This window comes from Wolbachia endosymbiont (group B) of Camptogramma bilineatum, from assembly GCF_947251825.1.
Classification (GTDB): Bacteria; Pseudomonadota; Alphaproteobacteria; order Rickettsiales; family Anaplasmataceae; genus Wolbachia.
In genome coordinates this window covers 1,434,886-1,455,955 of record NZ_OX366391.1, presented here as the reverse complement: position 1 = coordinate 1,455,955, position 21,070 = coordinate 1,434,886, and the positions used below count along the sequence as shown (strand labels likewise).

16 protein-coding genes, 1 tRNA gene and 1 pseudogene are annotated in these 21,070 nt (G+C 35.3%); 15 read left to right on the top strand and 3 right to left on the bottom strand.

Features of this window, described 5'->3' with window-relative positions; genetic code table 11:
• The first annotated feature begins 242 nt into the window (after positions 1–242).
• From OPR44_RS07430 to rnc, 8 genes are all read left to right on the top strand, one after another.
• Positions 243–2,522 carry an AAA family ATPase gene (locus OPR44_RS07430; RefSeq protein ID WP_265014841.1) on the top strand — a complete coding sequence of 760 codons (2,280 nt, stop codon included), beginning with the start codon at positions 243–245 and terminating at the stop codon, positions 2,520–2,522.
• Between the two features lie 56 nt (positions 2,523–2,578).
• Positions 2,579–2,773, top strand: a complete 195-nt coding sequence (locus tag OPR44_RS07425; RefSeq protein ID WP_265014840.1) for a hypothetical protein — start codon at positions 2,579–2,581, stop codon at positions 2,771–2,773.
• 182 nt (positions 2,774–2,955) lie between these two features.
• Positions 2,956–3,564, top strand: a complete 609-nt coding sequence (locus OPR44_RS07420) for a hypothetical protein (RefSeq protein WP_265014839.1) — start codon at positions 2,956–2,958, stop codon at positions 3,562–3,564.
• A gap of 58 nt (positions 3,565–3,622) precedes the next feature.
• Positions 3,623–4,519 carry a class I fructose-bisphosphate aldolase gene (locus OPR44_RS07415; RefSeq protein ID WP_010404347.1) on the top strand — a complete coding sequence of 299 codons (897 nt, stop codon included), beginning with the start codon at positions 3,623–3,625 and terminating at the stop codon, positions 4,517–4,519.
• A gap of 5 nt (positions 4,520–4,524) precedes the next feature.
• Positions 4,525–4,596, top strand: a tRNA-Cys gene (locus OPR44_RS07410).
• Positions 4,597–4,703: 107 nt separating this feature from the next.
• A complete protein-coding gene (locus OPR44_RS07405) occupies positions 4,704–5,501 on the top strand; it encodes a hypothetical protein (protein ID WP_265014838.1) in 798 nt (265 codons plus the stop codon).
• Positions 5,502–5,573: 72 nt separating this feature from the next.
• Positions 5,574–6,641, top strand: coding sequence for a quinone-dependent dihydroorotate dehydrogenase (locus tag OPR44_RS07400; protein ID WP_264377646.1), 1,068 nt, complete (start codon positions 5,574–5,576; stop codon positions 6,639–6,641).
• 89 nt (positions 6,642–6,730) lie between these two features.
• The gene (gene rnc, locus OPR44_RS07395) at positions 6,731–7,429 is read left to right on the top strand and encodes a ribonuclease III (protein ID WP_265015464.1); all 699 of its coding nucleotides are present in this window, start codon (positions 6,731–6,733) and stop codon (positions 7,427–7,429) included.
• Between the two features lie 55 nt (positions 7,430–7,484).
• Here the strand turns inward: rnc and OPR44_RS07390 are convergent, their stop codons facing one another.
• From OPR44_RS07390 to OPR44_RS07380, 3 genes are read right to left on the bottom strand one after another with little or no spacing between them, the layout of a single operon-like run.
• Entirely contained in the window at positions 7,485–8,084 is a 600-nt protein-coding gene (locus OPR44_RS07390) for an SCO family protein (protein ID WP_265014837.1), read from the bottom strand.
• Between the two features lie 35 nt (positions 8,085–8,119).
• On the bottom strand, positions 8,120–8,824 hold the full coding sequence (gene dnaQ / locus OPR44_RS07385) for a DNA polymerase III subunit epsilon (RefSeq protein ID WP_265014836.1): 705 nt from the start codon (positions 8,822–8,824) through the stop codon (positions 8,120–8,122).
• Positions 8,824–9,483: a Tim44/TimA family putative adaptor protein gene (locus OPR44_RS07380; RefSeq protein WP_264374569.1), complete on the bottom strand. Its 660-nt coding sequence runs from the start codon at positions 9,481–9,483 to the stop codon at positions 8,824–8,826. Before OPR44_RS07380 ends, dnaQ begins: the two co-directional genes overlap by 1 nt.
• Before the next feature lie 164 nt (positions 9,484–9,647).
• On the opposite strand from OPR44_RS07380, the gene secB reads away from it, so the two are divergent.
• The 7 genes and pseudogenes from secB (at position 9,648) to nuoG (ending at position 20,977) form a co-directional block, all read left to right on the top strand.
• Positions 9,648–10,151, top strand: a complete 504-nt coding sequence (gene secB / locus OPR44_RS07375; protein ID WP_265014835.1) for a protein-export chaperone SecB — start codon at positions 9,648–9,650, stop codon at positions 10,149–10,151.
• Between the two features lie 14 nt (positions 10,152–10,165).
• Positions 10,166–12,790 carry an aconitate hydratase AcnA gene (gene acnA, locus OPR44_RS07370; RefSeq protein ID WP_265014834.1) on the top strand — a complete coding sequence of 875 codons (2,625 nt, stop codon included), beginning with the start codon at positions 10,166–10,168 and terminating at the stop codon, positions 12,788–12,790.
• Between the two features lie 127 nt (positions 12,791–12,917).
• A pseudogene (gene putA, locus OPR44_RS07365) lies at positions 12,918–16,053 on the top strand (bifunctional proline dehydrogenase/L-glutamate gamma-semialdehyde dehydrogenase PutA).
• 166 nt (positions 16,054–16,219) lie between these two features.
• Entirely contained in the window at positions 16,220–16,861 is a 642-nt protein-coding gene (locus OPR44_RS07360; RefSeq protein WP_064085711.1) for a protocatechuate 3,4-dioxygenase, read from the top strand.
• Between the two features lie 135 nt (positions 16,862–16,996).
• On the top strand, positions 16,997–18,454 hold the full coding sequence (locus OPR44_RS07355) for a leucyl aminopeptidase (RefSeq protein WP_264685257.1): 1,458 nt from the start codon (positions 16,997–16,999) through the stop codon (positions 18,452–18,454).
• 256 nt (positions 18,455–18,710) lie between these two features.
• Positions 18,711–18,923, top strand: coding sequence for a hypothetical protein (locus tag OPR44_RS07350; protein ID WP_264374574.1), 213 nt, complete (start codon positions 18,711–18,713; stop codon positions 18,921–18,923).
• A gap of 5 nt (positions 18,924–18,928) precedes the next feature.
• On the top strand, positions 18,929–20,977 hold the full coding sequence (gene nuoG, locus OPR44_RS07345; protein ID WP_265014833.1) for an NADH-quinone oxidoreductase subunit NuoG: 2,049 nt from the start codon (positions 18,929–18,931) through the stop codon (positions 20,975–20,977).
• Positions 20,978–21,070: the final 93 nt, after the last annotated feature.

Genomic DNA, 21,070 nt, shown 5'->3' with positions numbered 1-21,070 from the left:
AAGTGATTGGAGGATGGTAGAAAGAATATATAGCTAGCCCAAATTAGATTTACCTACAATTTGATAATCTTAATTCTGCTGCTTATAACGTTTTGAGATTATCACAACGGTATAATGTTAGGCTGTGTGGACTATAATCTGTAGCTTAATTCAATTTGGCTACAACGAGCTGCTAGATTTCAGTTTTTTTAATAATTGTGTGCTACTAATTATATATAAATTTACTCTTTTAAAGAGAATAGATGATTTCTAAAAATTTAGAGGCAAGTTTAAATAGAGCGTTACAGATTGCTTCTGATTGTAAGCTTAAATATGCAAAAGTGGAACATTTGTTGCTAGCATTAATCAAAGATGTGGATGTAAATTATGTTTTATCAAGATGTAACATCAGAGCTGGTGAAATCATAAATATAGATAATATTATATTAAGGAATGATCGTGGTAATAATGCAAAAGGTTTTTTACAAGACAACTCCGAATTAACTGTCAATAAAGTTGAGCCTGATGTGCTATTTCAACGCATAATACATAAAGCCATGATACGAGCTCATCGTCTGGGAAGAAAAGAAATAAATGGAGCAAGTATTCTATTAGAGATTCTGTCTGAGCAAGATTTATACATTGAAGAGCTATTACGCAAACAGAATGCAAAGGATTCTAATTTGATTTATAACATATCCAATATAAAATATTCAGGTGATATAGAAGAATATGTAACTAATCGCAAGATAAAACTTGATAAGAATAACGATATCTCTACTGTAGCAAATAAAGGTGAATTATTAAAAGATGAAGAAGTTCTACAAAATTATTGTAGAAATTTAAATGATTATGCAAGAAGCAAAAAAATAGATTATGTCATTGGTCGTGATTATGAATTAAATCGCACTATAGAAATCTTGCTAAGACGCAGAAAAAATAACCCTTTATATGTCGGAGAACCAGGTGTTGGTAAAACAACAATAGTTGAAGGCTTGGTATTGAAAATTATTGAAGGTAGTGTTCCGAGTGCACTGAGATCCAGCATAATTTATGCTTTGGATTTAGGATCACTTCTTGCAGGAACACGCTATAGAGGTGACTTCGAAGAGAGAATAAAATCTATAATAAAAGTAATTGAGGCAAAACCTGGCGCTATTCTTTTCATTGATGAAATACACACTATTATTGGAGCGGGTTCAACAAGTGGCAGCTTTCTTGATGCTGGCAATCTGCTCAAACCTGCACTTGCAAGAGGTGCGTTGCGTTGTATAGGTGCAACTACATATAGAGAATATAGCAATAGCTTTGAAAAGGATAAAGCATTAGCAAGGAGGTTTCAAAAAATTAATGTAAAAGAGTCTTCTATTAATGATACAGTAAAGATACTAGATGGTATAAAGCATTACTATGAAAGGTATCATGGAGTATATTACACGAAACATGCCATTAAATCTGCAGCTGAACTTTCACACAAGTATATTACTGGGCGAATATTACCTGATAAAGCAGTTGATGTTATAGATGAAGCAGGGGCATATTGTAAGTTACAAAAAAACAGGCGAAAAATTATAAACAGTAGAGATATTAAGAATACTATCACTAGGATTACAAACGTACCTTGCGAGCTTGATGATGTGCAAAGAGTAAAATCTTTGAAAGAAAATCTCAAGAAAGCCATTTTTGGTCAAGAGCAAGCGATAGAGTCTCTTGTTAATTCTATTAAAATTGCTAAATCTGGTCTGAGAAGTTACAGTAAACCCTTGGCAAATTATCTTTTTGCAGGACCAACTGGCGTAGGTAAGACTGAGCTTGCAAAGAAATTAGCACAGAATATGGGTATGAACCTTATACGATTTGATATGTCCGAGTATATGGAACCTTACACAATATCTAGAATGATTGGTTCCCCTCCTGGATATGTGGGTTACGACCAAGGTGGATTGCTTACAGAATCTGTATCTAACAATCAATATAGTGTGGTACTTCTTGATGAAATTGAGAAAGCTCATAGTGATATTTACAATATATTACTACAAGTCATGGATTATGGTTATGTTACAGATACTTACGGGCGTAAAGTTAATTTTTCCAATACAATTTTAATTATGACAACCAATGCAGGTGCATTTGAGCGTAGCAAAAGTTCTATTGGCTTTGGGTATAAGGACTTTAATATTGGTGATAGCGAAAAAGCAGTAGAACGGATTTTTAGCCCTGAATTTCGTAATCGCTTGGATGCAGTCATTTCTTTTTCTGACCTCAATTTAGATGTCATTTTGTATATTGTGGATAAATTTGTTCAAGAATTGAAAAAGCAACTTATGCAAAAGGGCATAAGTTGCTTAGTCGAAGAGGAAGTAAAGTTTTATCTTGCACAAACTGGCTACAGCAAAGAAATGGGAGCACGTCCGATAGAGAGGTTGATTGAAAAAGAGATCAAAAGTCATTTGGCTGAAGAAATGCTGAATCGTCAATTAATCAAAGGAAAGAAATTAAGGATTTATATGGATAAACAAGAAATTGCTTTTAATATAGTTTAAATTCTTGCTTGAGTATTAAATTTGTAGTATAAGCCTCATTTTTTAATGAGGCTAAAGTGGCAAGTTTAACTAGAAATCAATATTACAGTAATCAAGATTTACGGAATTTATTTTCAAGACTGGGAATAAAAGTGGAAGAAGTAATAAGCCAGGAGTTTGATGATGTACTTAAGTTAGTTGAGCGGCGCTTTAGAAAAGCTTCATTAAAATGTCACCCTGATAAAGTAATAGGAGAGAAAGAAAAAAAGTAGCTGAAGAAAAGTTTAAAAAACTTAGTGCAGATAAAGATAAGCTAGAGCAATATCTTAATGCTTTAAAAGCAGCTGGCATATCTATACCATTACAGCAAGAAGAGCAAAGAAAAACCTATGAGATTTTATCACGTAGAAGTAAAGCTATAAATAGAGCATTTTTATTTTTTATATTAGCAAATGTGATACTTGGTCCGTCGCCTAAAGTCAAATATTACTTATCGCAACTTGCTAACAGTGGCAAAGTGCAAAACATCGCTTCTCAATTTTATGCATTCAGCATAGGGATTTGGCCATTGTTGTTCATGATATCCTTTGGCATTATTTATGCAGCAAGTAAACAAAGTGGTTCACAAGAAGGAAATATGGATAGATTCAACCGAAGGTTTAATTTACTTATTGCTGCTGATAATTATGTGATATGTATTGCAGTAGCGTTTGCTGTGTGCAGTTTAGCATCGGAAATTGCACAAAATGGCTGGCCTGTTCAATATGGAACAATGCTGATAGTTAATTTGGCATTGGATTTATTACTGATTGCTTTACTTAGAACTTTTACGAAAGCTTCTGAATTATATAGTGAGCACTGCATCCAGCGTTTATACGAAGAAGATGCAGAATTTAGCTACAAGGAAAAGTTTGCATGGTATGACTATAAATCAGTGCTTATGCCGCTCATTATTCCTATTGTTAAAATGTATTTTGAAGATTTAATTCAAGAAAAACCACAACAGCACACCACCGATCCTAAAGTTACACCTTTAAATATAGGTGTAGGAGCAAGAGTATAAAAAGGTCTTTGCTTCAACTATAGTTTTTGCTACACTTTAAGTAAATTTGAAGATGTTAATGAGTGAAGAAGTAAAACAAATCCTAAGTTATTACGAAAGTGAAAATCCTGGAGTAAAAGCAAATCTTGCTCGTATTCTTATGCATGGAAAACTTAGTGGAATTGGCAAGTTAGTAATTCTTCCTGTAGATCAAGGATTTGAGCATGGGCCAATAAAAAGTTTTGAAGTTAATCCTGATGCTTACGATCCGCATTATCATTTTCAGCTTGCAGTTGATTCGGGAGTAAGCGCATATGCTGCTCCGCTTGGTATGATCGAAGCTGGTGCTTCAACTTATGCTGGAATGCTACCACTTATTTTGAAGCTTAATAGTGCTAACTCCTTGCACTCGAAAAACTTAACTTCTGATCAAGCAATAACTGCTTCTGTAAAAGATGCGCTGCGTTTGGGTTGCGTAGCTGTTGGGTTTACTATATATCCTGGTTCTGCTAAGTGCTTCGATATGATGGAAGAAGCTCGCGAAATTATAGCTGAGGCTAAGTCTTGCGGCCTTGCCGTAGTGCTATGGTCTTATCCACGCGGTGAAGGAATTTCCAAAGAAGGCGAAACAGCAGTTGATGTCATTGCTTATGCTGCGCATATAGCGGCTTTACTTGGCGCTAATATAATCAAAGTAAAACTTCCAATTAACTATTTGGAAAGGGAGAAAATAGAAACAGAAAATATTGAGTCATTATCTAAAAGAATTGAATATGTTAAAAGATCTTGTTTTGCAGGGAAAAGAATAGTAGTTTTTTCTGGTGGCGAGTCGAAATCAGTGAATGACATATGCAATGAAGCGAAAGAAATTAAGCAAGGCGGTGGTAATGGTTCAATTATCGGGCGTAACACTTTTCAAAGAAAAAGAGAGGATGCTTTATCTATGCTAAAAGATATAATGGATATCTATGCATAAAAAACGGCTGGGTGGCAGAATGGCTTATGCGGAGGACTGCAAATCCTTTTATACCGGTTCAATTCCGGTCCCGGCCTCTTACTCCAATTAGATCGTTTTTTCTTCTGAAATTTTAACAAGAAGTGTGGCTTTTAATGAAATATTTAAAAAAATAAGATACTATATTCAAAATATAAGCAGTAAAATGCCAAAGAGATTAACAGAAGTTTTATTATTGATTGGTTTGCCCTTCTTGCTTACCAGTTGCACTTTTCACTATTTATTAAAGAGCTCGTATACTCATCTTGCACCAGAAAAGTACCCTTCATCCAACAAACAGCCGGTTTACGTCGGTACAGCTTACAGTGCACAGACTATATATAATGCGTTATTTAATGACTTTCTGTTAATAGGTAAGTCATCATTCACAGCCAAACATGGGCGTGCTAGTCAATATGTTAACTATGGAAGAGAAGTTGGAGCAGATGTGATAATCGTATCATTTCAAAATATGCAAAAGGATAAAGAGCATTTTAGCATCACAGAAAAACTATTATGGGACACAAGCTTAACAACATTTCATACAAGGACCATTATAAACTTTGATCAGGACGTACTCTTTCTAAAAAAGGTAGGTGATGCAAAAGCTCCATGGGAATATGTCAAAGGAGAGTTCAAGCTTCACGAAAAAGACGATACTGATCCATATCTAGGGAATTGGGTGGGGTATAGAATATGCAAGATTGCAATATCTTCTTCAGAAGATGAATACTTAGGATTTGTAAATGAAGATAATTGTAAAGAAAAATCTGGAATAAATAAGATGCTTGCTTGGAAAAATGGGGATGTAAGGTTGCGGATTAATAAACAATCAAAACAGGGATTTTATTTAAATCGAAATAAGATTCCTATACTAATAAAATCTCAAATTAACAAATTTGGCCACCTCGAATTAGTAGATAAAAATACTGATCAAGTTCTGGTTTCCCTTCAGAAAAATTAGTTTTTACTACTCATAGAAACTATATACTTACTATTTTGATAAACCTCAAGCTTTCTAAGTTATTCTTGTTGCATGGTAAAAAATAAACTAAAAATAAGCAAAGTGTTTTACAAAATGATATTACGTAATTTATTGTTTTTACTGCCGCCTGAAATTGCTCACTCCTTGGTAATAACGGCGTTAAAAAAGATGCCCTGTAGGAAACCTATAGAACTACCTAAGTCTTTAAATGTAAACTTTTTTGGTAATAAAATTAGGAGTCCTGTAGGTCTTGCTGCAGGTTTTGATAAAAATGCGGAAGTTGTAAAGCCGATGCTCTCATTTGGTTTTGGATTTATTGAGGCTGGTACTGTAACTAAACATCCCCAATATGGAAACAAGAAACCGAGAATTTTTCGATTAATTAAAGATGAAGGAATAATTAATAGATTGGGATTTAATAATAAAGGAATAGACTATCTTCTTAAACAGATCAGCGAAGCTAAGCTTGATGATTGCATTTTTGGCATCAATATAGGAAAAAACAGTACATCAAAGGATCAAATAAGCGATTATGTTGAGTTGCTAAAGATAGTATATGGAAAGAGCAATTATATAGTACTGAACATCTCATCTCCAAACACACCTAACTTGCGCAATTTGCACAATAAACAAGAATTATCCAAATTGTTGAAATCTATCACTCTAACCCGAAAATCAATCGATAGCTCTGAATCCATACCGATAATATTAAAAATTTCTCCAGATATAGATCAGCAAACAAAAGAAAATATCGCTGAGCTTACACTAGAATATAAAATTGACGGCTTAATAGTAAGCAACACTACGATAAGTCGAGATTCTTACTATAATGAGAGCGGTGGGTTGAGTGGCAGACCATTGTTTCAACTTTCAACTGAGTTATTGAGTGATATGTACAAGCTTACTAAGAGCAGAATTTTATTGATAGGATGTGGGGGAGTTTCAAGTGGTGTTGACGCATATGAAAAAATAAAGGCAGGAGCTTCTTTAGTTCAGCTATACACTGCTCTTGTATACCAGGGGCATCAAGTTGTGAACAAAATTAACCTGGAGCTTGCGGAACTAGTAAGAAGGGATGGATTTAGTAACGTTACTGAAGCGGTGGGTTGTATACATTAATTTTGGAAGTGGTGGTATTATTTTAATAAAATAAAACTAATTCTCTGGTATAAAGGTGGTAGAAAGCGTTTTTCTTTTGAATGATGAACATGAAAGTTTTGAACGATATAATATCTAAAGTTATTAATTATCAATTTACAGATCATGCAATATTAGAAGAGGCATTAACCCATCCAAGCGTAAATAAAAGGAATAGCGAAGACCAGATCGTAAGCTACGAAAGGCTAGAGTTTTTTGGCGATAGTATTTTGAACATGGTTGTATCTGCTATGCTGTTTAAAATGTTTCCTGAAGAAAAAGAAGGAGCATTGGCAAAAAGAAAAACGGATTTAGTTTGTGGTAGTACCATTGCTAATGTTGCTAAAGAAATAGAGTTAGGTAACTTTATCATCATGAATAATAGTGAACGTTGCAACGGAGGGAAATGTAACTTAAAAAATTTAGAAAATTCGCTTGAGGCACTAATAGGTGCAATTTATATTGACGGTGGACTTGAGAGTGTTGAAAAATTTATTATCCGACATTGGGAAAAGCTAGCTAAAGACATCCTCGATCCTCCTCAAGATCCTAAAACTTCACTGCAAGAGTGGACTCAGAAAAACAAATTACCTTTACCAGAGTATGAACTTGTAAAACAAACTGGACCAGCACACAATCCTGAGTTTACTATATCAATTTTCATAGAGAATTATGGCAAAGTTTCTGCATGCGCTTCTAGTAAAAAAATTGCTGAACAAAAAGCTGCTGAGTTGATGCTAGAAAAAATTAGAAAAAACGACTCATTTTAAGCAAAATAGACACTAACATAAATTTTAAGTAAGTGAATAGCGAATACTCTTTAGTTCAGTTTACATATTTTTTTATCTCAGCCAAAATCTTATCAGATTGACTTTCATCTGAATTTAAATCAGCGACAAAGTGTGTGACATATTTCCCTTCAGGGCCAATAAGGTATATTATTGAAGAATGGTTAATTTCCTCTTCCCCATCTGTTTTACTTGCATATACTTTATACTTTGCAACTACTTCGTCTATTTTTTCTCTTTCACCAGTTAGCATTTGTATTCTATGGTCAAATTGCTGCTGAAATTCTTTAAGCCTTTCTGTATTATCGCGCTCAGGATCAACTGTGATAAAAAATGTTTGTAGCTTGTTGTCAGTTTTCTCGTCTAACTTTGCAAGTGTTTCTGAAATTATTCCAAGGTTCATAGGGCAAATTCTTTTACATGAGGAAAATCCAAAAAAAATCATCATATACTTATCTTTGAAATCACTACTGCGTACTATTTGCCCGTTTTGGTTAATCAAAGAAAAATCCCCACCTATTTTAATTTCTGTATTGTATGGGACAAAGATGCCTTTCTTAGTAAAATAACAATAACCTAAGAAGACAGCTGCTAATGCTATTAGTAGACTAGACAATAACCTTATAGACTTTACCATTAAAGCGTTCCTAATAAAATTAAATCATATATTAACTAGTTGACTGATTCAACATATTCCTTCCAAAGTGGATTGTTAATTTTGTCTAACAGTTTCTTATGCTCATCAAATTCTTCACTACTTGGTGAGTGTTCTCTGCGAGCTAAATTTCGCACTTTGTGCTGGATAAACGTGGAGTTATTGTCCTGATCACATTCATTATTAAACAGAAAGGTTTGCAATCCTCCTGTAAGCTCAACATAGACCTTTGCAAGCAATTGAGCATCAACTAATGCTCCGTGTAACTCTCTACCTTCCAGAGATATATCAAAACATTTACATAATGCATTTAAAGAAGCAGGTGACCCTATGAATTTTTTTCTTGCAAGTGGCAATGTATCTAGCACTCTATCTGAGGAAATTAACCTAGCATTTAACTTGCCTAATTCCATATTAAGGAACTTAACATCGAACTCAGCATTATGAATTACCAAAATGTCATTAGATATGAAGTCAAGAAATTCAAGTGTAACATCTGAAAATAGTGGTTTATCTTCCAAAAACTCCTCACTAATACCATGAATCTTAAATGAGTGGTAAGGTATATCTCTTTCTGGATTAAGATATCGATGAAATGTTTTGCCTGTTGGAATACGATTAATTAATTCCACACATCCTATCTCAATAATTCGATGACCAGACTCAGTGTCAAGACCTGTAGTTTCAGTATCAAGTACTATTTCTCGTAGCCTACTTTCCATCAGTTGTCATTTGTTGTTAAATTTTTATCATTACTTGCCTTCTTATAGTTAATAGAAACAAGTAACCAAGTTGGGTCTGATGAATTAATATTTTTTTTGAATTGCCATACATCCTCAACTTTGTTAATGGTAGACATACTACCTGATATGATGTCTCCTTCATTATTCTTAACAAAGTTAATTTGCTCTGAAAGGAAATATACTGCAACAAATATTACGTTTTTTACTAGTTTTATTTCTAAGATCTTTTGTGAAACGATAGAAACAATTATAGACTCGTGTACCTCTTTACGATGTTTAATTTTGTCCACAAAGCTGTTATACAAATCTTTGTCCAGAAGGGATTTTAATTGAGGTAAATTTCCTTGGTTAAAATATTTAATTATTAATTCAAAAGCTATGCTTGAACCTTCGATAAAATTGGAAATAGAGAAATCTCTGTTTTTTTGTAATATTTGTTCATAAGTAGCTTCTATTGAACTTTTGTCATTGCTATAAATATAATCTTCGATATTTTCTACTACATCCTCTTTACTTTGACTTACATCCAATACACCTGTTAGCTTTTTTAGGTTGAGACTGGCTGATTTTCCTAAAGAATTATATAAGCGTGAAAAAATAAACGCCGCTAGTAAAGCATATATTACAAGCTCTATCATGGTAACTTAACCCCTTGGTATATAAAGTATCTAAATATTATTAATTTTTGATAAAAATATGTTTTGCATATTAGCCTATAGTTAGGTTTGCTATTCGTTTATAAATGAATATATTATATAAGAAAGTATTAAATATCTCAACTTAATTAAAGGAGAAGTAAGAAATGTTACAACACAAAATGAAAATTCATGGTCAGTATGTCAAAGATTTTTCGTTTGAGAATCCAAATTCGCCATTCCTTCCTTCTAGTAAAGCTCCTGATATTAATGTAATGGTTAATATTAATTCAGCAAAATTAGAAGGAACAGAAAATAAAAAAGGAATAAGTGAAGAAAAGCCTTTTCATGAAATTACTTTGCATATAGAAGCCAAAGCAACGGTAAAAGATGAAGATGTAAAAGATAATATAGCTTTCATTTGCGAGGTAAAGTATTGCGGTATTTTTTCAATAGAAAACTTTACAGAGCTAAGTGAAGAAGAGGTGAGACAAGCTTTATTTATTGGTGGACCTACTTTTCTTTTCCCTTTTGCAAGAGAAATAATTGCAAGAGTTACAAGTGGTGGTGGATTTCCCCCACTGATGCTAGATCCTATAGATTTTGAAACTATATATGAGCAGCAAGGTCAACAACAAAAAAGTAACGGTAGTAATTCCAATTTTAACTAATATGATGTAACCTGATGAATAATTCTTTAAACGCAAAAACGACTTTAAACATTGACGGGAAGTCATACAACTATTTCAGCCTAAGTAGTGCTAGTGAATTTTTAGGAATAGATGTGACTAAGTTGCCCTGCTCGCTTAAGGTTCTGCTTGAAAATTTATTGCGCAATGAAGATGGAGTAAACGTAAAGCTGGATGACATAAGAGTACTAGCAGACTGCGTCAATAAACACACTAATCACGAAATTAGCTATAAACCAGCAAGGGTGTTGATGCAAGATTTTACAGGGGTTCCTGCTGTTGTTGATCTAGCTTCGATGCGGAGCTATGTAAAGCAAAATGGAGGAAGCCCGAGTAACATAAACCCATCTGTACCGGTTGATCTTGTGATTGACCATTCTGTTCAAGTAGATAGTTATGGAAGCACTTCCGCATTCAGTAAAAATGTTGAGCTAGAAGTAAAAAGAAATTTGGAGAGATATCAATTTTTAAAGTGGGGAGAGTCGTCCTTCACAAATTTTAGAGTAGTACCACCAGGTACTGGAATTTGCCATCAAGTAAACCTTGAGTATTTAGCGCAAGTTGTGTGTAATAATGATGGGGTCATATATCCTGACACTTTAGTTGGTACTGACAGTCACACTACAATGATTAACGGGTTATCAGTCCTTGGTTGGGGTGTTGGAGGCATAGAAGCTGAGTCTGTGATGCTTGGTCAACCAATTAGTATGGTGATTCCAGAAGTAGTTGGATTTAAATTAATTGGCAGACTACCGGAAGGAGTAACTGCGACTGATTTAGTGCTGACGGTTACCAGTATCCTAAGAACAAAAGGTGTTGTTGGTAAATTTGTAGAATTTTATGGTGATGGTTTAGATTATTTATCTCTAGCAGACAGGGCCACTATAGCTAATATGGCCCCAGAGTATGGTGCAACTTGTGGGTTTTTTCCAATTGATCAGAAAACACTCGATTATTTACATTTAACAGGGCGACCAGAAGAGCTGATCAAATTAGTTGAAGTCTATTCAAAAGAGCAGGGATTGTGGCGTAGCAGTAATGAGTTAGCATTTTTTGACACACTAGAGCTTGATTTATCAAGTGTAAAGCCAGTGATGGCTGGTCCTAAAAGACCACAGGATAAGATTTTCCTTTCAGAAGTAGCGGAATCTTTTTCTACATCTTTTCCTATTAATGAGACAAACAGACCTCCGTTGGAACCTATCTATGGCGATCAGCTCCAGAGTGGCAGCGTAGTGATTGCAGCAATAACAAGCTGCACTAACACCTCAAATCCAAGTGTGATGATTGCTGCAGGTCTTGTAGCTCGTAATGCAATTAAACTTGGATTAAAATCAAAGCCTTGGGTTAAAACTTCTCTTGCTCCAGGGTCACAAGTTGTGACAGAATATTTAGAAAAGTCTGGATTGCAGGTAGATCTAAATGCTTTAGGTTTTAATCTAGTTGGATATGGCTGCACAACTTGCATTGGAAATTCTGGTCCACTTAATAAGGATATAGAGGATGATATAAAAAACAAAAACTTAACTGTTGCTGCAGTTTTGTCTGGCAATCGTAACTTTGAAGGAAGAATTCATCCGTTAGTCAAAGCTAATTACTTGGCATCTCCGCCACTTATTGTTGCATATGCACTTGCAGGCACTGTGCAAATTGATTTGACAAAAGATTCAATATGCAAAGATAAGAATGGAAATGATGTCTATCTCAAAGATATATGGCCAACAAATAATGAAGTTGAGAGCTGTGTTAAAAGTGTTGTGACGCGTGAAATGTTCATACAAAAGTATAAGGATGTTTTTTCTGGTGATGAGCATTGGCAAAAGATAAAGTGTGAGAAAGGTGAAATCTATGATTGGGACGCGAAAAGCACTTATATACAAAACCCTCCCTATTTTGATAATTTATCGACTAAGAACAATGGAAGCAACATAGTTGATATAAAGAATGCGCAAATACTCGCGATGTTTGGCGATAGCGTCACTACCGACCACATTTCCCCTGCTGGAAATATTGCCTCAAATAGTCCTTCAGGCATATATTTAAAAGGTCTTGGAGTTGAACCGCAAGATTTCAATTCATATGGATCTCGCCGCGGTAACCACAACGTAATGATGCGTGGAACCTTTGCTAATATCAGAATAAGAAATAAAATGGTGAGCGCTGAGGGTGGCTATACAAAACATATTCCTTCTCAAGAAACTATGTCAATTTTTGATGCAGCAATGCAATATAAAAGAGAAGCTGTTCCATTAGTTGTTATTGCAGGACAAGAATATGGTACAGGTTCAAGTAGGGATTGGGCAGCAAAGGGTACTGCATTACTGGGAATTAAAGCTGTGATTGCAGAAAGTTTTGAACGCATACATAGGTCCAATTTGGTCGGTATGGGTGTTCTTCCACTTGCATTTCAGGATGGAGTAACGAGAAAGGTATTTGATGGTAGTGAGATAGTGAGCATAAAAGGTGAAGTAGTACCAAATGGAAATCTAGAATGTATCATTAAAAGAAAGGATGATTCAGAGCAATCCATTCAACTCAAGTGCTGTGTACAAACTGCAACTGAGGTTAAGTACTTGATGAGTGGTGGAGTGTTGAGCTATATACTTGCGCAGTCCTTTTGAGCTATCACAGTCATTAACTAGGTTTTTTGAATCGATTCTGGCTCTTTATTTAAATAATAATTTATTCGATGCAAAGTTATGATATAATCTTACCTTACATATGGTAAAGGGTGTTTTGTAGATAATTATGATCAGTTCTATACAAGAACCTAACGCATTACGAAAACGATTGCAGGCATTTTATCGTGCTGATGAAAAAAGTCACGTACGTTATCTTGTAGAAAAATCAGAACTTTCGGCTGATTCAAAAAACATAGTTTACAATATTGCAAAACAAATTGTCGAAAAGATTAGAGGTAGTAGATTAGGCATTATAGATTCTTTTATACAACAGTACTCACTTTCTAACGACGAAGGAGTAGCGCTAATGTGTCTTGCTGAATCATTACTTAGAATACCAGACGATTACACAATAGATGAATTGATCAAAGATAAAATTGCCAACCAAGAATGGAATAAACACCTGGGGCGTTCCTCTTCATTGTTTGTTAATGCTTCTACATGGAGTTTAATTATAGGAAGCAGTATATTAAGAAACAATGAAGAGGATTCAAAATTCTATCACATAATTTCCAGGTTATTGAAAAATTTAGGAGAGCCAATAATCCGCAAAGCGGTGAAACAAGCAATATCCATTCTTGGCAAGCATTTTATTGTTGGAGAAACTATAGAAAAAGCATTGGAAAGTGTGAAATCAGATGACTACAGTAAGTATTTATGCTCTTTTGATATGCTTGGTGAATCTGCTTGCACAGTTGAGGATGCGGAAGAGTATTTTAATTTATACATGCATGCAATAAAAGCCATAGGTGAATCTGCTGACATAAATGATTGCTTTAAATCTCAAGGGGTTTCAATCAAATTGTCTTCACTGCACTCACGTTATGAATTTAGCCAATTTGGTAATATAGCTGAAGAGCTGAGAGCTAAGTTGCTGGAACTGTGTCATGAAGCGAAGAAATATAACATTTCACTTTGTATAGATGCAGAAGAATCAGAAAGACTTGAGATGTCATTAGTTTTATTTGAGCAATTGCGTCTTGATGATTCACTTTCTAAGTGGGAGGGGCTTGGCTGTGCAAGCGTATCAAAAACGTGCTTTATCTGTTCTTGATTTTGTTGAAGATGTTGCCATTCGATCAAAGCATAAAATTATGGTGAGGCTTGTAAAAGGAGCATATTGGGACTCAGAAATCAAGCGCACACAAGAATTAGGGTTAATTGGTTATCCGGTGTTTACTAGAAAAAGCCACACAGATGTATGCTATCTTGCCTGTGCGCAGAAACTTTTAAGCAAAGAGAATCACTTTTATCCATGTTTTGGAACTCATAATGCTTATACTTTTGCTACTATAATAGAGCTTGCCGATAAAAATCATCCTGGGTTTGAGTTTCAGCGCTTACATGGAATGGGTAAAAGTTTGTATGATTATGCAATTTCAGAACTTGCAACAAGCATCAATTGTCGTATATATGCACCGGTTGGTAAACATAGTGATTTATTACCATATCTTATTAGGCGCCTTCTTGAAAATGGAGCTAATAGCTCGTTTGTCAATCAAGTAAATGATTCTGACGTTAAAATTGAAGAATTAGTCTCAGATCCATTAGAAAAAGCTAAAAGCTTAGAATATGAGCCTCATCCAAGCATCCCGTTGCCACGAGATATTTTTGGAGAGGAAAGAAAAAACTCCTTGGGGATGGATATTAGCGATTCAATTGCAGTTTCACAATTTGCAAATGATATAAGGGAATTTAGTGAAAAGAAATGGCAAGTTGGCCCAATAATTGATGGAGAGTCGTTTCTTGACAGTGCGGAATTTACCGAAGTAGTGAATCCTGCACATTTGGAAAATGTAATTGGAGAAGTGTCAAGTGCAACAAGTGCTCAGGCTTTAAATGCTCTTGAAATAGCACATAGTGCTTTTACTAAGTGGCAGAATGTTTCAGCAGAAGAGCGCGCTAAATGCCTTGAAAAAGCTGCAGATTTGCTTGAGGAAAGGATGAAAGAGTTAATTTATATTCTGATTGTAGAAGCAGGAAAAATTTTATCCGATGCAATAGCAGAAGTAAGAGAGGCAATCGACTTTTTGCGCTATTATGCAATGATAGCAAAAAATGAACTGAATGACTGGAAAAAATTGCCAGGTCCAACAGGTGAAGATAACTTCATCTTTTTTGAAGGCAGAGGAGTTTTCTTATGCATATCACCGTGGAATTTTCCACTCGCTATCTTCATTGGACAGGTTTTAGCTGCACTTGCAGCAGGTAATGCAGTGCTGGCAAAACCGGCAGAGCAAACGCCGATTATTGCCTATGAAGCTGTTAAGATACTACATGAAGCTGGAATACCACAAAATGTGCTACACCTTATTCCAGGGGATGGTTGGTATTTAGGTAAAACATTAGTACCAGATAATAGAATTTCCGGTGTAGCTTTTACTGGTTCAACACAAACTGCTCAAATAATTAATCGAATGCTTGCTAGTAGAGATGGTCCTATTGTGCCACTTATCGCTGAGACTGGTGGATTAAATGCTATGATTGTTGATAGTTCTGCTCTTTTAGAGCAGGTAACTAAGGATGTTTTAATTTCTGCATTTCGCAGTGGCGGTCAACGTTGTTCTGCTCTCAGAGTGCTATTTATTCAAGAAGATATAGCAGAAAAACAGATAAAAATGATATGCAATGCAGCTCAAGAACTAAAGATAGGTGACCCAATACAACTGAGCACAGATATTGGTCCAATAATTGACAAAGCATCTATTGATATGCTCACTAAACATACGGAAAAAATATCAAGGGATGAAGATTCAAACCTTTTGTCCAAGGTACCCATGGATACAAATTCTTATAATGGTTATTTCTTTCCTCCGTACATTTATGAGATACAAAAAATTTCGCAATTAAAGCAAGAAGTGTTTGGGCCTATTTTACATATCATACGTTTTAATAAGTCGCAGTTAAATGAAGTTATAAGTGATATAAACAATACAGGATATGGACTTACGTTTTCTTTGCAAAGCCGTGTACAAAGTCAGATCGATTTAATAAGCAAGAAAATATCAGTTGGAAATGTATACATCAATCGCAATCAAATAGGTGCAGCAGTTGGAATGCAACCATTTGGCGGTAGAGGACTGTCAGGTACCGGACCAAAAGCTGGTGGTCCTAATTATCTGCAACGTTTTTCTATAGAAAAGGTTGTAAGTGTCAACACTACAGCATGTGGCGGTAACATTACACTTGCGTGTTTGGATTGATTTGCAATTTCTAAATTGGAAGTCCGTGCAGTTGTGTATGCAGTACTAAAACCTAAAACTCATACACTGAAAGGATAGTTGTGATTCTAAGGAGGCTTCAAAGAAAGTCTTGTCTTTAATAAAAGAAAAAGGTTGCTATAATTCTGATAAAAGCACTATAAACAAAATGAATGTAAAAAATATCTTATTAGCGTTTTTAGTACAATTTATATTCGATTTGTCATTATTTGCGGCTGATCCTATTTTGCTTAATTGTATTGAAACTCCAGGAATTTATGATCTTGAAACAAGGCCAAAAAGCTTTAACTCTTCAAATAATTTAAGAAGAAAACCTGGCTCTCCAAATAATGCAGCAGGAGAATTAATAAATGTAGTGGGTAGAGTTACTGATGTAAATTGCTTGCCGATACAAAATGCTGTGGTTTCTATATGGCACGCAGACTCACTTGGCATGAGCTATTATGATGAAAATGTGGAGCTTGATCCAAATTTTGCTGGATCAGGAAGATTTGTAGTAAATAACCTTGGCTATTATAATTTTATTACAATAGTACCAGGTAAAATTGGTGATAGGGCTCCACACATAAACTTTTTGGTCCAACATCCAGATTTTCCAGAATTCACAACACAAATGTTTTTTGCTGATCATAATTGCGATAACTGTGATGATCTTCTTCTTGGTAATCTTATTGAGAGTGGACTTGCAAGCCTTCTGATAGCACCATTTACTTATAACAATCAGGCCATGAAGACCTACACATTTAATATAACCCTAGGTGGGCATAACAAATTTTCTGATAAAAGATAAAGCCCTTGCATATCAGGGGAGTTCATAGTAGTCTTAAGCGCTATTGTACTTAAAATGTATATGAAAAATATCTTACTAATGTTTTTACTATGTTTTATGTGCAGCTTACAATTATTTGCAACGGAGATGTCAACGATGAAGATAACAATTTCTAAAGCTTTACCCGATTTTGAGACGCTAGTGGTAGGTTTGTTTGAGGGTGATAAGCTCATAACTAATGTTCTACAAGATAAGCAAGCTATAGATAACATCAAGAAATTTAGTGGTTTTAATGGAGGTTTTGGTGAATTTTTCTCCGTTACTTCATCAGAGGGAAAAAATATTATAGTTGCTGGTCTTGGAATGAGAGATGAATGGGATGAAAGCAAAGGATTAAATATTGGTGGTAAAATATATTGTGAGCTAAGCAGATTAAGAATCAAGCGAGCAGCTATTTCAATCGAGGGCAGTACAGCAAATGTTGCATATGGAGCATTTCTGCGCAGTTTCAAGTTTGATAAGTATAAAACTAAAAAAGATGAAAAAATTACAGAAGTAGAGGAGATCACAGTGCTAACGAAAGATGAGCAATTCAGTAGTGCTGAAAAATCATTTGAGCGTTTAAAACACGAAGGTGAAGGTATCTTTCTTGCACGTGCTTTTACTACTGAGCCACCTAATATTTTATATCCAGAGTCTTACGCTAATCGTATAAAAGCTGAACTTACTCAACTTGGTCTTGAGGTTGAAGTGCTTGATAAAAAGCAAATGGAAGAGAAAAAAATGGGAGCCCTGCTTGGAGTAGCACAAGGAAGTAGTAAAGAGCCAAAGTTAGTGGTGGTAAAATGGAATGGGGCTTCTCAAGAACAAAAACCAATAGCTTTTATAGGCAAGGGTATAACGTTTGACACTGGTGGAGTGTCACTTAAACCCTCACGCGGTATGGAGTCAATGAAATATGACATGGCGGGTTCTGCTACTGTGGTTGGGGTGATGCGTACTCTAGCTGGACGAAAAGCAAAGGTAAATGCAGTTGGTGTAGTTGCACTTGCAGAAAATGCAGTGGACGGTAATGCTCAAAGACCAAGTGATGTAGTAACTTCGATGTCTGGACAGACGATAGAAGTGTTGAACACTGATGCAGAAGGAAGGCTCATACTTGCAGATGCTTTGTGGTATACGCAAGACAGATTCTCACCTAAATTTATGGTTGATCTTGCAACTTTAACTGGTGCTATAGTGGTTGCGCTTGGAAATAATGAATATGCTGGTCTTTTTTCAAATAACGATGAATTAGCAAATCATCTGATTGATGCAGGAAATGAAGTAAATGAGAAATTATGGCGCTTTCCTATGAATGAGACTTATAACAAAATTATTGATTCACCGATTGCTGATGTGCAAAATATAGCTCCTGCAGGTTCTGGTGGGGATAGCATAATGGCTGCACAGTTTCTACAGCGTTTTGTGAACGACACTTATTGGGCGCATTTAGACATTGCGGGCGCTGCTTGGCATGAAAAAGGCACTGATATTTCTCCAAGAGGGGCAGTAGGTTTCGGTGTAAGGTTGCTCAATAAATTAGTTGAAAAATACTATGAGGTTAATGATTAGGGATATTTGTATTGGGTTTATGGCTTAATTCATGGCTACATGATTGTCTATTTACAAGGCGTAGAAAATGATATCATAAAAGTAACTTGCACTTTCTTTTTGGAGGATTCTAAAGTTACGAACTTGAGCAGCATTAAGAAAGTATTTTTGTTCAAATGATGATTGTAATGATGATCTATTAAAACTTTAAAGCCATTTAGTATTGACGCTATATACTTAAGTGTTAAAATAAAATGAGAAGTTTTTAGGAGTTTATATGGCAGTAGGTGGAAAAGCAAAGACAGCTAGTAAAAATAACCCTACTCAGCGTAAGAAAGCCGAGCAAAAAATGTATAAAGATAAACCGGTAAAACCTGTTAGATATATAGATCGTGACTCGCGCATGAATTATATGTCTGCTCAATATGAAAATGGCAATCTAGTTGAAGATGAGGTAAGCGGCAATCCTATAAAGTGGGAAGCTGTATAGTAGTTGTGGTTAAAGTTACTATTAATTCTAAGGAATGTGAAGTAGAGCATGGGCTCACTATAATTCAAGCTTGTGAAGTTGTGGGCGTTGAAGTTCCGCGATTTTGTTATCATGAGCGTTTAGCAATTGCTGGTAACTGCAGAATGTGTTTGGTTGAAGTTGAGGGTGGCCCTCCAAAACCAGTAGCTTCTTGTGCAATGCCAGTTGCAGAGGGTATGGTTATTCACACGGATACTCCCAAGGTAAAAAAGGCGCGTGAAGGAGTGCTCGAATTTTTACTAATTAATCATCCACTTGATTGTCCAATTTGTGATCAAGGTGGTGAGTGCGATTTGCAAGATATAACAATGGCTTATGGGAAAGGAATAAGCAGACTTGATGAGCATAAAAGAGCTGTGCCAAAAAAACATTTTGGTCCACTGATTGAGACTGCGATGAATCGATGCATTCATTGTACTCGATGTGTTAGATTTTTGTCTGATGTTGCAGGTACAAATGAACTTGGAGGAATCGGAAGGGGAGAAAATGTAGAGATTAGCACTTACATAAAAAGGCATATTAGTTCTGAATTATCTGGAAATATCATAGATCTCTGCCCGGTAGGGGCTTTAACTTCAAAGCCTTACTCCTTTACAGCGCGTCCATGGGAGCTATCACATTGTGAGACTATAGATGTGCTAGATGCTGTGGGAAGTAGCATGAGAGTTGATTATCGTGGCCTGGAAGTTATGCGAATATTACCAAGGCTGAGCGAAGAGGTAAATGAAGAATGGATATCAGATAAAACCCGTTTTGCCTATGATGGACTAAAAGTTCAGCGTCTTGATCAACCTTATGTAAAAAAAGATGGTAAATTAGCCCCAGTTGATTGGAATGAAGCACTAACTGTTGCTGCAAAGAAATTAAAGAATACAAAATCAAATAAAATAGCTGCAATTGCAGGTGATTTAGCAGATTGTGAGTCTATGCTTCTACTCAAAGAAGTGATGCAGAAGCTCGGCTCGGGGAATATAGATTGTAGGCAAGATGGAGCAAAGCTTATATCAAATAATCGTGGGTCATATGTATTCAACACCACTATTGAGGGTATAGAAAATGCAGATTTATGTCTGCTTATAAATACAAATCCAAGAATAGAAGCACCAATAATTAACGCAAGATTGAGAAAGAGATATTTACAAGGTAATTTCACTATTGCAAATATTGGTCCTAATCTTGAATATCTATATAATGTTGAAAGATTAGGTGATGGTCCAAACGTTCTAAAAGAAATAGAAGAGGGAAATCACAAATTCTGCGAGTTACTGAGTGCGGCTCAGAACCCTATGCTAATTATCGGTCAAGATGCATTAATAAGAGATGATTCTGAATCAGTTTTAGCTCTAGCTGGCAAAATTGCAGAAAAATTTAACATGATCAGAGATGACTGGAATGGCTTTAACGTACTGCATAAGGCTGCAGCAAGGGTTGGTGGACTCGATATTGGATTTGTTCCTAGCAAAGGTGGAAAAGACATTAATCAGATGCTAAAACAGGCAGAAAGTGGTGAGATAGAAGTAGTTTATCTTCTTGGCGCAGATGAAATTGATATATCAAAGTTAGAAAGTACATTTGTAATTTATCAAGGCCATCATGGTGATAGTGGAGCACACATAGCAGATGTTATTCTACCTGGAGCTGCTTACACAGAGAAATATGCAACTTATGTAAATACTGAAGGGCGAGTACAGAGAACAAATTTAGCTGTTTTTCCTCCTGGTGAAGCAAAGGAAGATTGGTTGATTATAAAAAATTTATCCCAATATTTGGGCCTTTCCTTACTATACGATAATTTATTTGATGTGAGGAAGAAATTATACACTATTGGTCCACAGTTTAGAGATCTTGACCAAGTGGTGAAAAACAAATGGGTACCAATTACCTGTGATGAAATAAAATTAAGTAATATCTCTTTCACTCTAAAAAAGTGTAATTTTTATATGACAGACTCAATAAGTCGCGCTTCAAAAATAATGGCAGATTGTACTAAGAATTTTTATGAACACTCTACTTAATATTTTATTTATTCTAACACCATTATTACTAATAATTCTGGTATATTTTCAACGAAAATTAAACTCTATATTTTTGTGTAAAGAACAAAATAC

Coding starts and splice junctions, on each gene's coding strand:
- OPR44_RS07380 (WP_264374569.1), bottom strand. CDS start 9,483: ATGATAGAGCTTGTAATATATGCTTTACTAGCGGCGTTTATTTTTTCA.
- rnc (WP_265015464.1), top strand. CDS start 6,731: ATGAAAGTTTTGAACGATATAATATCTAAAGTTATTAATTATCAATTT.
- OPR44_RS07350 (WP_264374574.1), top strand. CDS start 18,711: ATGGCAGTAGGTGGAAAAGCAAAGACAGCTAGTAAAAATAACCCTACT.
- acnA (WP_265014834.1), top strand. CDS start 10,166: ATGAATAATTCTTTAAACGCAAAAACGACTTTAAACATTGACGGGAAG.
- dnaQ (WP_265014836.1), bottom strand. CDS start 8,824: ATGGAAAGTAGGCTACGAGAAATAGTACTTGATACTGAAACTACAGGT.
- OPR44_RS07400 (WP_264377646.1), top strand. CDS start 5,574: ATGGTAAAAAATAAACTAAAAATAAGCAAAGTGTTTTACAAAATGATA.
- OPR44_RS07430 (WP_265014841.1), top strand. CDS start 243: ATGATTTCTAAAAATTTAGAGGCAAGTTTAAATAGAGCGTTACAGATT.
- OPR44_RS07415 (WP_010404347.1), top strand. CDS start 3,623: ATGAGTGAAGAAGTAAAACAAATCCTAAGTTATTACGAAAGTGAAAAT.
- secB (WP_265014835.1), top strand. CDS start 9,648: ATGTTACAACACAAAATGAAAATTCATGGTCAGTATGTCAAAGATTTT.
- OPR44_RS07360 (WP_064085711.1), top strand. CDS start 16,220: ATGAATGTAAAAAATATCTTATTAGCGTTTTTAGTACAATTTATATTC.
- OPR44_RS07355 (WP_264685257.1), top strand. CDS start 16,997: ATGAAGATAACAATTTCTAAAGCTTTACCCGATTTTGAGACGCTAGTG.
- OPR44_RS07405 (WP_265014838.1), top strand. CDS start 4,704: ATGCCAAAGAGATTAACAGAAGTTTTATTATTGATTGGTTTGCCCTTC.
- OPR44_RS07390 (WP_265014837.1), bottom strand. CDS start 8,084: ATGGTAAAGTCTATAAGGTTATTGTCTAGTCTACTAATAGCATTAGCA.